At 66.6% G+C, this 14,942-nt stretch carries 7 protein-coding genes and 1 pseudogene; 5 read left to right on the top strand and 3 right to left on the bottom strand.

Features of this window, described 5'->3' with window-relative positions; all coding sequences use genetic code 11:
* Positions 1-138: 138 nt before the first annotated feature.
* Positions 139-2,253 carry an SGNH/GDSL hydrolase family protein gene (locus ACZ6S4_RS02210; RefSeq protein WP_465473117.1) on the top strand — a complete coding sequence of 705 codons (2,115 nt, stop codon included), beginning with the start codon at positions 139-141 and terminating at the stop codon, positions 2,251-2,253.
* A gap of 485 nt (positions 2,254-2,738) precedes the next feature.
* Here the strand turns inward: ACZ6S4_RS02210 and ACZ6S4_RS02205 are convergent, their stop codons facing one another.
* The 3 genes from ACZ6S4_RS02205 to ACZ6S4_RS02195 form a co-directional block, all read right to left on the bottom strand.
* The gene (locus tag ACZ6S4_RS02205; RefSeq protein ID WP_465473116.1) at positions 2,739-5,906 is read right to left on the bottom strand and encodes an NACHT domain-containing protein; all 3,168 of its coding nucleotides are present in this window, start codon (positions 5,904-5,906) and stop codon (positions 2,739-2,741) included.
* Entirely contained in the window at positions 5,903-6,409 is a 507-nt protein-coding gene (locus ACZ6S4_RS02200) for a hypothetical protein (protein WP_465473115.1), read from the bottom strand. The genes ACZ6S4_RS02205 and ACZ6S4_RS02200 overlap by 4 nt, the downstream gene beginning before the upstream one ends.
* Before the next feature lie 493 nt (positions 6,410-6,902).
* Positions 6,903-7,379, bottom strand: a complete 477-nt coding sequence (locus ACZ6S4_RS02195) for a hypothetical protein (protein WP_465473114.1) — start codon at positions 7,377-7,379, stop codon at positions 6,903-6,905.
* 963 nt (positions 7,380-8,342) lie between these two features.
* Here ACZ6S4_RS02195 and ACZ6S4_RS02190 point away from each other — a divergent pair.
* The 4 genes and pseudogenes from ACZ6S4_RS02190 (at position 8,343) to ACZ6S4_RS02175 (ending at position 14,930) form a co-directional block, all read left to right on the top strand.
* The gene (locus tag ACZ6S4_RS02190) at positions 8,343-11,312 is read left to right on the top strand and encodes an nSTAND1 domain-containing NTPase (protein ID WP_465473113.1); all 2,970 of its coding nucleotides are present in this window, start codon (positions 8,343-8,345) and stop codon (positions 11,310-11,312) included.
* Between the two features lie 32 nt (positions 11,313-11,344).
* Positions 11,345-12,610, top strand: coding sequence for a WD40 repeat domain-containing protein (locus tag ACZ6S4_RS02185; protein ID WP_465473112.1), 1,266 nt, complete (start codon positions 11,345-11,347; stop codon positions 12,608-12,610).
* Positions 12,611-12,651: 41 nt separating this feature from the next.
* Positions 12,652-13,146 carry a zinc-ribbon domain-containing protein gene (locus ACZ6S4_RS02180; RefSeq protein WP_465473111.1) on the top strand — a complete coding sequence of 165 codons (495 nt, stop codon included), beginning with the start codon at positions 12,652-12,654 and terminating at the stop codon, positions 13,144-13,146.
* Between the two features lie 949 nt (positions 13,147-14,095).
* Positions 14,096-14,930 (top strand): annotated as a pseudogene (locus ACZ6S4_RS02175) (IS5 family transposase).
* Positions 14,931-14,942 lie beyond the last annotated feature (12 nt).

Below are 14,942 nucleotides of genomic sequence, written 5' to 3'. Positions count from 1 at the left end.
CCCGAACCGCCAGCGAATCCGGGCGAACAGCGCGGGAGACCGGAATACGTCTGAGAAGTTGGTAACCGGGCGTAGGTGCTGGAAGGGCTGTAAACATCCATAGCCTGCAGAGAACCCATTCTCTGGAGTGATCCCTCGATGAAGAAACTGTTCCTTCTCCTGCTCGGCTCGGTGTTACTCTCTCCCATCACACCGGCACGGGCCGTCGCCGACGTCACCGAGCTGGTGGTGATGGGCGACTCCTTCTCCGCCGGCAACGGCGCCGCCGACTACTACGGCGCGAAAGACTGCTGGCGTAGCCGCAAGAACTGGGCCGAGAAGTACGCGATCTGGTTACGGGAGAAAGGCCACCCGACGACGGTGACCAACACCGCCTGCAACGGCGCGACCACGCGACACATCACCGAATCCAAAGGCGCCGGTCTCCCGCCTCAGCAGGACGCCCTCACCAAGAGCACCGACCTGGTCGTCCTCACGCTCGGCGGCAACGATATCGGCTTCGGGACGATCGTCCACAAATGTTTCGTCCCGGTCGAGCGCAAGGCGACCCTCTGCCGGGAGGCGGCCGACCGCGCCGACGCCAGCGTGCGAAACCTCGGCACGGACGGCATGTTCAACCGGCTGCGGGAAGCTCTGGTCACCATCCGCCGGGCCGCACCCAACGCCAGGATCGCCCTGGTGAGTTACCCGCATCTGGTCGGTGACGAATACAGCTACGTCCTCACCGACAGCAAGCCACACTTCAACGCCCGTGACGCCATCCGGAAGCTCAACGAGGACGGCACCAAGGTGCAGCAGGCCGCGGTCGACGCCGCGAACCTCGACCCGGGCGGCGGTGGCCGAATCACCTTCATCTCTACCATCGCCGAACGGTTCGACGGCCACGAGCCGGACCCGCGGGGGCTCAAGAGCAACAAACAGCGGTGGCTTCTCGAGGTCGGCGACGCCAAGGCGGCCGTTCCGACGACCTATCACCCCAACCCTAAGGGCCATGATGCGTACGCCGCCGAAGTCGAACGCTATCTCGGTCGCCCCGGCGACGCGGTGCCCACACCGCGTCCCATCCCCAATGCCAAGCCTGTCGCCGCCTTCACGTTCAGCCGCCCACCGCAGACCGCCGACATGGTCGCGCTCGACGGCAGCCGCTCCTCCGACCCGGACGGCCGCATTACCACCTGGACGTGGACGGACGCCGGAAAGATGATTGCCACCGGCGCCAAACTCAAGGTCAAACTTGCCGCCGGCGCGACTCGGCAGATCACCCTCACCGTGACCGACGAGTTCGGCGCTACCGGCACCGTCACTCGCGCGGTCGGTCTGCCCAACCGGGCGCCGTCGATCACTCGCGCCGACCCCGACCGTATGATCGTGGGCTCCAATACGCCGACCTTGACCGCCGCCGCCACCGATCCCGACGGTGACGTTGTGACCTTCACGCACCGGGTCACCGGCCCGGCCGTCGATGTTTCCTCCGGCCTGGTCGGCGCCCGATGGCAGGTGCCTGCCCACCGGCTCGACCCTGGAGTCTCCTACAAGTGGGAGATCATCGCGAAGGACCCGCACGGTGCCACCGACCGGCGGGAGTCGACGTTCACCGTGGCGATGCTGCCCACCGCCGCCGATGTGATCCCGACCTCGACTGGCAAGGGGTACTGGCAAGCCGACACGCACGGTGGTGTCTTCTCCTACGGCGACGCCCCGTTCCACGGCGCCCTGCCGGGCAAGGTGAAGGTCGACAATGTGATCGGGATGGCCCGCACCCCCGACGACGGCGGATATTGGCTGGTGGGCCGGGACGGCGGGGTGTTTGCCTTCGGCAACGCGCCGTTCGCCGGATCCTTGCCCGGCCTCAACATCCGGGTCGGCAACATCGTCGGTATGGCCCCCACTCGGACGGGCAAGGGCTACTGGCTGGTCGGCAGCGACGGTGGCGTGTTCGCCTTCGGGGACGCGCCGTTCCACGGCTCGATGGGAGGCAAGCCGCTGAATGCGCCCGTAGTCGACATGGACGCCACCCCGGACGGCAAGGGCTACTGGATGACCGCGGAGGACGGCGGGGTGTTCGCGTTCGGTAACGCCACCTTCTACGGATCGATGGCCGGGCGCCCCGTCAACGGCCACATCACCGGAATGGCCGCCACCCCACCGGGCGACGGCTACTGGCTTACCGGCTGCGACGGCGGCGTCTTCGCCTTCGGCGCGGCGGTCTTCCACGGCTCCCACCCCGACTACCAGTGCCGGGGCAACTCCTAGGGTAGGCATGCGCCCGCCCGGATATCGCCTCTGACGAGGCCCGTCCGGGCGGGCCGCCCGGTACGCGGTGGCCTGCGCTCGCTGGTCGGCCAGCATCGTTCAGAGCACCCGCATGCACGCGGTCGTCGCCGATACACACCCCGGCGGCGACGGCGGCCCGCCGGGGGTACTGGATCTATCTTTCCCCCGACGTGGACCACGCCACCACCGGCAGCGACCACAACCTGTTCTGGCATCCGGACGCCAGCGCCACCGGGCAGCATTTCCTGCGCGGGTACCGCAACCCGAACGGCACCCCGGCGACCGAGTCGCTGGACCTGGCCACCTGGCGGCTGCGCACCGGCGTCCGGCGGCGCCGGTGGCTGCACGGATCGACGCCTCGTGGTCCCGACGGAGCCCGGCCATTGTGTACGTTCGGAGTTCCACCAAGTCTCCATTACGGTTCGGCGTCAGGCGTCTTCCAACCGCGTGCGCGCCCCGGATCATCAACCAGAATCCATCAGACGATCTTGTAGGAACTGGTGTCGGAACTGGTACGTCGCGCCGTTCTGTCGCAGGATGCCCCGGCGGTGCGCCGTGTCGAGGAATGTCATCAACCGCCACGGCAGCTGCCGGCGTGTCGCATAGATCAAGCGCCATAACAGGAAAGTGCCGTAGCGTGCCTGAGCCGTGGCGATCAACAACCCCGCGGTCAGCCCGTACGTCAGAAACGTGCTTACTGCCGCAAGAACGCCGATCGATGCGCTACTGCCGGCCGCTACTGCCCGGGTACTGGTTGCCAGGCTGTGTGCCACGGCGACGATGGCGAGGACAACGACGAATGTCACGCGATCCAGCCGCAGCAACCGCGCCGGCGACATCACCACGTCGTCGGGCACAGTGATGCCCTGGGCGCCGAAGGTAATCGCCGTGGCGGCTCCGGTGGTCAGCCCAATCGGTACCAGCCAAGCGACGGTGATGCCGCTGAACCCGGCCGCCACCGCGGCCAAGGTGCCCAGTACAGCGCCGCCGATCGCGCCCGGCCAGGACACGCGAGGACCGCGGGATGGGAAATGACGGCCTGAGACGTCCCGTGCCACCTGGACGGCCAGTCCGAAGATGATGCCGACCAGAAGCCCGTAGGCAAATCCTGCGGCAAGCCCATAGACGGCGGTCACCAGAACGCCGGCGTCGAGTGGTCTGGTGAGCCAGTTGCGCATCGCAGCGTCCGGGTCGCCGGCTTGAATCTTGAGCCGCGCGTACAGCAGGATGAGTCCGATACTGAGACCGGTAATGACGCCGCGGCTCCAGCCCGCCGACATGGCGTCGAGGTATCCACTGGCACCTCCAACGACCACGGCCGAGACTACGAGGCTGATTCGGCCGGTTGTGCGGCTGCCCATTGCTGCAGATCGGTTGCGATGGGCTACGAACCAGGCGATGACACCGACGCCGAGCGCTTCTGCTGCGGCTCGGTGCCAAGGGTGATGCCAGTCTGTTCGTGCGGTATAGCTCACCCCGTGTAGCACGAGTGCGGCAGCTCCAAGAAGCACCGCCGTATGCAGGGCGTTCGGTCGCCAGCGACGAGGGCGGCCCGGATACGCCGTAGAGACAGGATGACCAGGTTGCGCCCGGGAAAGCAACGTGGCCAGACACCACACGGAGACGCCGACCGCGAATCCGTCGGCCGGACCGGTCATCCAGCCGTGGGTGACGTCGGGACGAACGCCATTGGTCAAGCTGTCGATAGCCGCAACGACAACGCCCACGACCAGCCCGTATCCGGCCGGCCTGAACCTGCGGATACGTGACGTCGCGGGCCCACGATCATCAGCTGCCCGCGGAGCCGAGAAGGCCGCACCCCACAGCAGCGCGCCTGCCAGAATCGCCGACAGCAGCCAACCATTGACGACCTCGTCCGCCCTGGTGGCCCAGCCGTCGGAGAACCCGGACCCGAATCCCTGGGTCCAGGATGGTGATCCAGGCGGGTGGTTGGACGGTGGGTCGTTACCCTGGATCAGGGCGCTGGCCGTGGCGACCACACCGCCGAATACCAGGCAGTGCCACCTTCGAAGCCGTTTTACGACGAGTGGGCGCCACGCGAACCCGCCGGCGATCGCTGCGGCAATGGCCAGGTCGTAGCTGGCGGTGACCGTGCCAGCGATGTACGCGCCAAGAGCGGCGAGCAGGCCTGCCAGGTTACTCCTCGTCAGGATCAGCACGATCACGTAGCAGATCGCCGCGGCTGCCGCGACCCGGGCGCCTGCGACGGCACCATATCCAAGGTCCTGATAGAACCAGCCATTGAAGATGGTCCCGGACACCGCCGTCCAGGCGATGATCGCAGCGAACATCGCGGGGCCGGCCCAGGCGCGGCGGCTGCCCGGCTTGCTGGTGATCGCGGGTCGCAGGTTCCACCAGATGAGGTCGATCGGGTTCGCCCGGGAGTTGAGCGTCGACGCAAGAAAGCCCAGCCAGCGTTTGACGTCGGCGAGGTCCCAACGGCGTTCGTCATGGAAGCGTGCCTCGACGAAGTTGTCGAGCAAGTGCTGCTCCACCTTCTTGGCGTCGAACGACAGCAGCTGGGTAGGGGCCGGCTTGGGGTCTGCGGCCGAGTTGTACACCGTGTCAGCCAGCATGGCCATCAACGGGGTCTCCAGCACTCCAGCGAGCAGGCCCCCCTTTTCCACGGAAGCCGCGACCTCGTTCCACCGGCCTTCGGTCACTGACCGGCGCTTCAGGTACTCGATGACATGGTCAGCACGCTGCGGGAGCAGCTTGACTCCAGTAGCACAGCCAAGGCGGGGTACGTCGCTGGCAAAAGCGACCGCGGAGTACTCCACCGGCCGGCTCGTCAGTAGCACCGCCCACTCCGGATGTACCTCAAGCTCCAGGCTCAGCTTTGAGACGAACGCCTCGCGCCGGCTTGGCGGCAGTTCGTCGAGGCCGTCGAGCATCAAAGCGATCTTGTTGGCATGCAACAGTTCACGGGCGTAGGAGTAGTCATTTTGCCTGTGGGCGGAGGCGAGAAACCGATAGTTTGTCACCAGCCAGTCCACCAGCCAGGCACCCACCGAGCCGGAGTTCCAGGACGCTGCCGGGATCAGCACCGGGACCAAGCCGTCGAACTCCTCACGGCGCGCGACCAGCGCGATGAGCGTTCGAATCATCAGCTCCGATTTGCCTGAGCCGCCCTCGCCCAGCACTACCAGTCGGCGCGTGGGCGACCTGGTCATCCACACGTCGACCAAGTCAAGATCGACACCGGCGAGATCGGCGTCGGACGTGGCCCACCGCGCTTCGCGCGCCTCAAACAGGATGGGGACTCGCTGCGCCATCCACTGTCGCGCCTCAACGACGCCAGCGCACAGACTGGCTCGTGCCGGTGCCCATCGGACCGGAAGCCGATGTTCGCCGCTCACCTGAAGGTGGATGGCTTCGTCTGACCACTGCTTGTGAACCTCGGCCTCGAGGTGTCTGGCTGCCTCGTCCAGCGATGGACGGACGCGGCGGCCGAACAGCGGGAACTGCCGGACTTCTTGCGTGACGTTAGTGGTGATGGGGGCCTCATTGGCGCCGCCGATCACGACCGAGCCGGGGCCCTGGGCGATGTGCGAGCCGCTCGATGGCGGCAGTCGAGCCTTGGCCGATTCCGTGTCGTCGTCGAGGGTCACGGACGCTCGTCCGGGTTCGTTCGAGTGACTTCGGTACGGATGTCGGCGTGGTTGTCCCTGCCTACCGCCACAGCGCCATCGCCATTTGCCGCGACTTCGCCAGGCGCGGGCGCCGACGAGGCCTGGTGTGGATGGGGACCAGACACCTGAGTGACGATCCTGCCGCGATTGTTCCCGCCGATCGCGGCCGACCCCGCTCCTGACGCGCGAACCCTGACGGACTGCCCGGCCGGCCGGGACTGACGCCAAGTCAGCCAGCCGAGGGATAGTCCTGCGACGCCGAGGGCGGTTGAGATACAAACACCCGAGACCGATACCCACTTCTCCGCGTGGTCGAGACCCTGCCCGGTGAGGAACCAGATGAAGCCAGCAAGGCCCGCGACGGCCAGAGCCACCGCGAAGATCACGTTCCGTCGATTACCCATGTACGCATAATGACCCCCGTCCGCCATCCGTTCACCCGTTGGAGGGGCCGAGAGATCGACAGATTCGACCTGCGCCACCTGTACATAGTGCACGGGTATACGACCCAGCACGGAGACGAACTTGCGTTTAGGCCCCACGGTCTGAGTCCCGCCTAGACGCTCCGTACCCGTGTCGGCTGCACCCGGTATTGCCATTGCGCACAGATCGAATCTGCAGACCTTGCGACGCCACCCGTGAGCCTCGGTTGTATGGGATTGTCCGATTTCTTGTTCTCGCGGGACTTCTCGCCGTAGCGGCGTGCTCCTCGCTGACATCGGACGCACCCTCGTTGTCGTGCAGCTCGATACGTCATACGCCGAGCGGTGCCGAGAGGATGAAGGTCAACTACAACAAGTGCACATTGGCACGCTAGCGGTGATCTTGTTGTTCGGGTGCGGCAGTGGGCTCGCTGGGAAAGTGAGGTGCCGACGGCGTATGAAGCGAGCAGCCAGCGACGAGCCGTCGCCCCCGCCAGTCTGCCTGCTTGGCCGCCAGCGCCCTGAACTGGCACCCTTCTGAAATACGGGGCACTCACGCCGCGATAAATTTCGTACCGAGTGTTCCGTCCAGATGCTTTGCTGCCGAACGCATGCGGATTTCCGCTTCACCTTGATCCCGGGATGCCACGATAAGAATCATCCCGTTCGACTCGCTTACCACCGCGAACGACTCAAGCCCGCCTCCGCTTGTACGGAAAACCGCGGATTTACTCCCGTAGTTGACCGAGGAAAGGAGCGCCTCCACGCGCAGCTTCACCGAAGCCTCACCGGGACTATAGTGAAGCGAGAAGGTATAGCCATCCCCTAGCTCGGTCGACGGCCAAGAGGGCACGCCGCCGTAATAGCGATAGAGCAATACGGAAGTGCCGGCGATGTCGACAGTTGCCCCTAGCGCGACATTCATTGCTGGATCAAGAGTCAAATCGTTCGGGGCGCCGCAGCGGCGTGGGTAAGACTGGATCAGCCGTCTGACCTCTAGTGCGACCCGGGCGAGCTCAGAAGTGAGCAAGCCGCCACTGAGGACTTTGGATACAGCGGCTCGGTACGGCGGAGAACGCCTTCGAGTCGGTTTGGGGGCACCGCGCCAGGCGCGGCGCCCCCAAACCGAAGATTCTGCCGGGCCGGGCGTTCTGTCGTCCTGTCGGGTGAGTACGCGGTAGGTGGGAGGTGGTTAAGCTATAAGCAGTTCAAGGTCGACGATCTGCCCCAATGGGGTATTGGTTTGTGTCGATCCCGACACACACCACATTCCCATACCGAGGTCAGAGGCAGGTAGAGGCCTCGACTCGGTCTTCGATTTGAACCCCCATGCGCGGTGCTGCGTCTTCTCTTACAGCGCACGAACGGTGCGAACGAGATCCATGGGTCGCACCTTCCCGATTGTCTGGGGAACGCCGTGAGGGGCAGATGCGGTCCGGCCCAAGGTGGCCAACCGGTCGCGGTGATGTCGGCTGATGGTGGTCGTGGTGTTGGTGATGCGGACGCAGAGGCGTACAACGTCGTTGACGTATGCCACTTACCGGCCGTCGGCGGAGACTAGGGGCGATGGGGAGGCGGTGGCTCTCAAGGCACCGTCGGCGGTGCGGCTAATCAGGTTGACGGCACTGGTGGTCATGCCGCGAACAAAGATGTCGGCTGCGGTTGCGTGTCGTCCGAGACCAGGTTGGTGGCGTCCGCATGAAGGCTACGTAGCGGCCGTCGCCAGAGATGCTGGGCTGGCGGCCGCTGGCGGTGAAAGAGCCGTCCGGTCACATAGCATCCAGCAGATCTAAGCGAAGACTGCCGACGTCACCGACCGTGCGGCCAGCGTCGCCTGCCGCGTGGCAGGCTGGCCCAAGGGTCCGCATCCCCTTTCGGGTGATTTGCCTCGGACGGAGCGGCCGGGTCGCACGGGGATCGTCCGCTCGGCGGCTAGGAAGGTCCGGTGACGCGATCCGATCGGGCCGATGTCGACGAGGCCGGCAAAGCCCGGATGCGGGCGGCGGTGGCAGAAGCTGTCAGCACCTGCGCTGCCCGTTTGCGTACGGCGTCAGCTCCGGCACTGATCGGAATTCTGGCCGTCTCGGCGCTCGCGCCGCTGGCCGTCGCACCGGGCGGTGCGATGTTCGCGGCAGGTCTCGCCGTCCTCGGGTCCGTCGGCGCGAACGTGCTGACCGATGTCGTCACCGCCGCGGTCGCCAAGCTGCGTCCCGATGAGATCGGCGCCCCGCAGGCTGTGGCCGCGGTTCGGCAGGCGTTCCTCGACCGTGTTGCAGCGGCTTTCGCATCCTCCAGCTCCACCGACCAGCAGGTACGCGACGAGGTCATCGCCCTATTCGCGACCTATGACATCGCCGGTACCGCGCTGGAGGCCGCGGCCGGGCTCGACGACGCCGAGCTGTTGCCGCGCATGGTCGGCGCGTTCGCCGATCTGACGGCGACCGTCAGGGGCTTCGGGTCCGTCCTGGTGAACACGCGGCTCGACGTGCACGCTCTGCACGAGGAACTGCGGCGTGAGATCGCCCGGCAGAGCGCGGACCGGGAACGCTCCCGCCAGGCCGGGGCGGACCTGCGGCGGCTGCTGGACGCGGTCCGAGCGCTGCGCATCCCGCAGCCCCGAACAGCGGATGTCCCCGCTCGGTGGGACGGCTCGCCGTTCCTCGGGCTGATGCCGTTCGAGGAGGAGCACTTCGCCGTCTTCTACGGCCGGCACCGGCTGACCCAGGAGCTGACGAATCGGCTCGGCGAGCGGCTCAGCACCGGCGAGATCCTGCTGGTCATCGGAGCTTCGGGCGCCGGTAAGTCGTCGCTGTTGCGGGCTGGGCTGCTCGCTGCCGTCGCCGACGACCGCCTCGTACCGGGAAGCAGTCGATGGCCTCGGTGGGCACTGAGCCCATCGGGCTCGCCCGTTCAGCACTTGGCGGCTAATCTCGCCAACCTCGGTGCCGGGGACGCCGCGAGTGTCTACGAGGCCCTGCTCATCCATCCGGAACGGGCGCACCTGCTGGCCGCTCAGATTGTGGCCTCGGCTTCGCCTAACTCCGATCCGCCGCGGCTGGTGCTGGTCGTCGACCAGCTCGAGGAACTGTTCACGCTGGGTATCGAGCCCGCCGAGCAGCAGGCGTTCCTCATCGCCCTGCATGCCATGGCCACCACCCCGACCGGCCCGGCCGGAGTCCCGGCCGCCCTGGTCGTGGTCGGGATCCGGGGTGACTTCCTCGATCAGGCGACCGCCGTGCCGGCACTGGAAAGGGCGGCGCAGAACGGGGTGTTCACGGTCGGTCCGATGACCGAGGCGGAGTTGACCCAGGCCATCACCGGCCCCGCAGCAGAGGCGGGTGTGGCGGTACCGGCGGAGCTGACCGCCGCCATCCTGAACGACCTGCGCGACCGGACTCCGGTTGTGGGTTTCGACTGCGGCGCTCTGCCGTTGTTGTCGCAGGTCATGTTCGTCATGTGGCAGGCCGGCGACGCCGAGCGCCTGACGGTGGCGGGCTATCACCGGACCGGCGGGATCGCGGGCATCGTGCAGACCAGTGCGGAGAGCGCCTACCTTGACCTGACCGAGAGTCACCGCGATCTGGCCCGGCGGGTGCTTGTCCACCTCACCCGCGTCACCGACGGGCGGCTTACCCGCAACCTCTCGACGTACGGCGCACTGCGCATGGCGACCGGCTGCACGGACAGTGACCTCGACGCTGTTCTCGACGCCTTCATCGCCCAACGCCTGATCACGCGCGCGGAAGGTGACAGTGTCTCGATCGCGCACGAGGAACTGCTGCGGTCGTGGACCCGCCTGCACGGCTGGCTTCAGCCCGGCATCGCTGACCAGGCGCTGCACCGAGCGCTGATCGATGACGTGCAAGGTTGGCGTGCCCACGGTGATGACGCCTCGTACCTGTACCGCGGCGGGCAACTGCACGCCGTCCAGGAGGCCGTCAACCGGTGGACCGCCGACCCGGCCAGGTCACTGATCGTAGACGCCGACGTTCGCGAGTTCCTCGCGGTGAGCACCCGTCGCAACCGGCGCCGGCGACGCGTCTACCAGAGCATCGCCGCGGCGATGGCCGTCCTGATCGTCGCCACCACCGGCGCCGCGGTACTCGCGAATCGCAACGCCACGCTGGCCGCCCGCAACGCCCAGCAAGTTGAGCAGCAGCACGCGGTCGCACTGTCCCGCCAGCTCGCCGCGCAGAGCCAGGCCGTAAGCCCGACACAGTGGGGCCTGGGGCAACGTCTCGCCGCGGCGGCGCTGCACACATCATTCACCCGCGAGGCAGCCGATGCGGCGAGCGCCCGCCTCACCCATTACGGCGACATCCTCCAGTACCCCGGTCAGGCGATGGCGCTGGCCTTCAGCCCCGACGGAAAGACCCTGGCGGTCGCCGGTAACGCGCAGATCTGGCTGTGGCACCTGGCGAACGGCCTGCCCATCGGCGCACCGTTGGGCAGTATTGCGCCTGCTACCGATCCAACGGACGTTGTGAATGCTGTGGCTTTCAGCTCGGACGGGGCGACGCTGGCCTCCGGTACTGGTGGCGGAGTGGTGCAGCTGTGGAGTGTCGCCACCGGGCGGCAGATCGGCGCTGCTCTGATCGAGAAGGCGCACCCACTTCCGGGCTGCGGCGGGTGTACGACAAGCTCGGAGGTGCAGTCGGTGGCATTCAGCCCCGACGGAAGCATGTTGCTGATCGCGAGCCGTTCGTCCGTGCGACTCTGGCATCTGGGAGCCGCGCGATCCGTTAGAAAGCTGCGCGATGGCGGTGCAGAGGCGGGCGCTTTTAGTCCAGACGGAACGCGGCTGGCAGTGAGCCGCGGATCGATCGAACTGTGGAATCCGGCAACGGGCCGCCGCGTCAAGAGCATCCCGGCATCCCAAGGGCTCGTGGAGGCAGTGGCGTTCAGCCCCAATGGGAAGCTGCTCGCCACTGGTGGGGGCCACGACCGCGCCGTCCGGGTGTGAACTTGGCGACGGGCCGGCCGACCGCAGCTCCGATGACCGGTCACACTCGCGCGGTGGAAAGTGTGGCCTTCAGCCGTGATGGCAAGCTGTTGGCCTCCGGCGGCGACGACAATGAGGTGCGCCTGTGGAATCCGGCCACCGGAAAGCAGATCGGCGCACCCCTGACCGGCCATACCTATGTCGTGTCGACGGTGATGTTCAGCCCGGACGGGCGATCGCTGGCCAGCGCCGGCTGGGACGGGACCGTGCGGCTCTGGAACCCTTCGACCGGCTTGGCGCTCGACGGTCCCCTGGTTCTTGAAGGGGGCGGCAAGGCGGTGGCATACAGCCCGGACGGCAAGCTGCTGGCGTACGGCACTGACGACGATCGTGCGTATCTATGGAAACTTGCCGACGGAAGCAGCATCGGAGGGAGGTTGGACAGGCAGAGTAACCGCGCGGATGCGATGGCGTTCAGCCCGGACGGACGCTTGCTCGCGACCACCAGCTTCGACCAGGTCCTGACGTGGGATTCGCAAGCCGGTCTGCCCGTCGGTAAGCCGATGATCTCGCCGCCTACCAAGGCGATCGAGGACGCGCAATCGGTGAACGTGGTGAACGCGATCTCGTTCAGCCCGGACGGCACGATGCTCGCGTCCGGATCCGATGATGGCTTAGTGCGCTTGTGGAATGTAGCCACTCGCCAACAGATCGGCCGGCCGCTGGCCGGGCACTCTGGCCTGGTGTCCGCACTGGCTTTCAGCAGCAACGGAAAGATGCTCGCCAGTGCGGGCCAGGACAAGACCATCCGGCTATGGGATCCGGTGACCCGGCGGCAGATCAGCCGCCCATTGCCAGGCGGTGCAGAAGTCAACGCCGTGGCCTTCAACCAGGACGGCAGCCTGCTCGCCTCCGGCGAGAACGACGACGCCGTGCGGCTGTGGAACCCTGCGACGGGTCGCGCAGTCGGACCTGTGCTGACCGGCCACAACGACGCAGTGACTGCGGTCGCGTTCAGCCCGGATGGCACGATGCTGGCCAGCGCGAGCGTGGACGCGACGGCGCGGCTTTGGAATCCGGGAACCGGCGAGCAGCTTGGTGTCCCGTTGACCGGGCACAGTTCCACGGTCTGGTCGGTCGCCTTCAGCCCGGATGGCTCAACGCTGGCGACCTCAAGCTATGACGAGACTGTCCGGCAATGGCATCTGGCCAGCTTCACCGATCCGATTCGCAGATTGTGTCAGCAAGCCGGTGAGCTGACCACCGAGGAATGGACCACCTACGCCTCCGACGAGCAGTTCAGCAAAGCCTGCGGCTAAGCGATGTCTCGTAACCCGGTGACGGTCTGCCTCGTCGGTGGATGATCATCGATGGGTGCAGGTGTTCTCAGCCTCCCGCCCGGCAACGGTTGCCCGTGCTGCGCGGGATTCCAGCTGTCGGTCACCAACGCGCTCGGCATCCGATTTCCCGACGTTGCCGCCCAGTTCGACCGAGAGCGCAACAACGGCCTCGCGACCCGAACGAGATCGTCTCCGGCAGCAACACGCCGCGATGGTGGATGTGCCCGCATGGGCCTGACCACCGGTGGAAACCCAAGGTCAACGAACGTACCTACGGCGCGGGGATGCCCTTTCTGTGCCGCGGGCGATGGCCACACCGGGCGGCTCGGACGAGTCACTGGCTTGAACCGATGTGCGAGCTGGTCCTCGACCATCGCGGCGATGGAACGGGAGCGCCCGGCGCCCTCGGCGTCCTTCAGCTCGTCGTCGACGTTCGCCCAGTGCTCCAACGCCCCCACATCTCGACACGCCGACCCGCGTGGTCGCAGCTCCGTCGGGTGTGCGAAGCACGTTGATCTCGGTAGGCAGGAACCGCGTGTCCGCCTGAGGCCGGATCCGTTGCGACATACGCTGTGAGCGTGACGATGAGTGCCAAGACGATCGCTATCGCCGTGTCGGGCTGGCTCGTCGCTGCGGTTATCACAGCACTGGCATTTGCCAACATTGGCCCGTCGGGCCCGGATGGCCCTCAGGGACCGCAGGGCGTTCCTGGACTGACTGGTCCCTCTGGGCCTGTCGGCTCGCCGGGACCGGGTGGACCGGCAGGACCACGAGGGCCAGCCGGTCCGAAAGGTGACCGCGGCCCGCGTGGTCCCCAGCAGGGCGTTGGTAACGCATGAGACCGATGGCATTCCTCCTGATCACCGCGGTGGGTTGGGGCGTTGCTACCGGTGCCGGTTTGGCATTTGCAACAGGCGCCCGTCCCACGGGTAAGACTGGCGAGCAGGGCAGGTCAGGGGTCATTGGTAGTGCCGGACCAGCAGGTCCTCAAGGCAAGCCGGGACCGCGGGGTTCACAGGGACCCGTAGGCCCGAAAGGTCAACGTGGTGACCGCGGTCCATCCGGAAACAGACCACCGCCGAACCCCGGCACTCTCAGCCGGTCCGAATGCGAAGCCCTTGGAGGCCTCTGGCTAGACAGCTGCATCTTCGACTGACACTCAGCCGGGGCCAGGCACTCTCTGATTCTGTCGGGGGAGTACAAGGGTAGGTGTGAAACGTTTAGGCTATGAGCAGTTCGAGGTCGACGACATGCCCTAATGGGGTATTGGTTTGTGTCGATCCCGACACACACCAAATTCTCATACCGAGGTCAGAGCCATGCCGACTCCTGAACTCGACCCACGGTCACAACCCCCATGCTCTGTCGACCGGCGATGCTGAGCGACGGGGTCTAGGGAGCGTCTCTCGGATTTTGATCCTTCGTTGATGGGGTGTGCCGGTTCGTCGATGGATCTCTGATGACATGTGGGCTCGGATCGAGCCGTATCTGCCGGACCGGTCGCCGCGGCGCGGCGGCCGGTGGGCCGATCACCGGGAAGTGATTGAGGCGATCGCCTGGAAATACCGCACCGGTTCACCGTGGCGGGACCTGCCCGACGAGCTCGGCTCGTGGAAGGGCGCCTATTCGCGGTTCCGGCGATGGACCCTTGATGGCACCTGGCAGAACCTGTTAACCGCGGTGCAGGCCGACGCTGATGCCGCCGGTGAGCTGGACTGGCTGCTCACCGCGGTCGATTCCACGGTGGTGCGGGCCCACCAGCATGCCGTCGGGCTCCGGCCGGGAAAAGACCACGACGCCACGAGCCGGCCGACCACAGCCTCGGCCGGTCCCGAGGCGGCCTGAGCACCAAGGTCCACCTGGCCGCGGAGTCACGCTGCCGGCCGATGAGCTTGCTCGTCACCGCCGGCCAAGCCGGTGCCGCACCTCAGTTCGAAGCGGTCATGAACGCTATCGCCGTGCCGCGACGTGGACCCGGACGTCCTCGCCAACGCCCACACCGGGTACTGGCCGACAAGGCGTACTCGTCACGCGCGATCCGTTCCTGGCTACGCCGACACGGCATCCGCGCGACCATCCCGCAGCCCATTGGCCAGCAAGCCCACCGCCGGCGGCGAGGCCGCCACGGCGGCCGACCGCCGGCCTCCGACACACAGCACTACCGACAGCGCAACGTCGCTGAACGCTGCTTCAACCGGCTCAAACAATGGCGCGGCTTGGCCATGCGCACCGACAAACTCGCCGTCATTACCAGGCCGCACTCACCCTCGCCGGCATCCTGCTCTGGACCAAACCATGATCCGAGAGACGC

Source organism: Actinoplanes sp. NPDC051405 (assembly GCF_055586185.1).
Note: the sequence above shows the minus strand (reverse complement) of the source record. Positions and strands in the feature narration are given on the sequence as shown.

Excerpts from the sequence above, each read along its gene's own strand:
- ACZ6S4_RS02180 (WP_465473111.1), top strand. The coding sequence starts at position 12,652 with ATGATCATCGATGGGTGCAGGTGTTCTCAGCCTCCCGCCCGGCAACGG.
- ACZ6S4_RS02190 (WP_465473113.1), top strand. The coding sequence starts at position 8,343 with ATGCGGGCGGCGGTGGCAGAAGCTGTCAGCACCTGCGCTGCCCGTTTG.
- ACZ6S4_RS02210 (WP_465473117.1), top strand. The coding sequence starts at position 139 with ATGAAGAAACTGTTCCTTCTCCTGCTCGGCTCGGTGTTACTCTCTCCC.
- ACZ6S4_RS02185 (WP_465473112.1), top strand. The coding sequence starts at position 11,345 with ATGACCGGTCACACTCGCGCGGTGGAAAGTGTGGCCTTCAGCCGTGAT.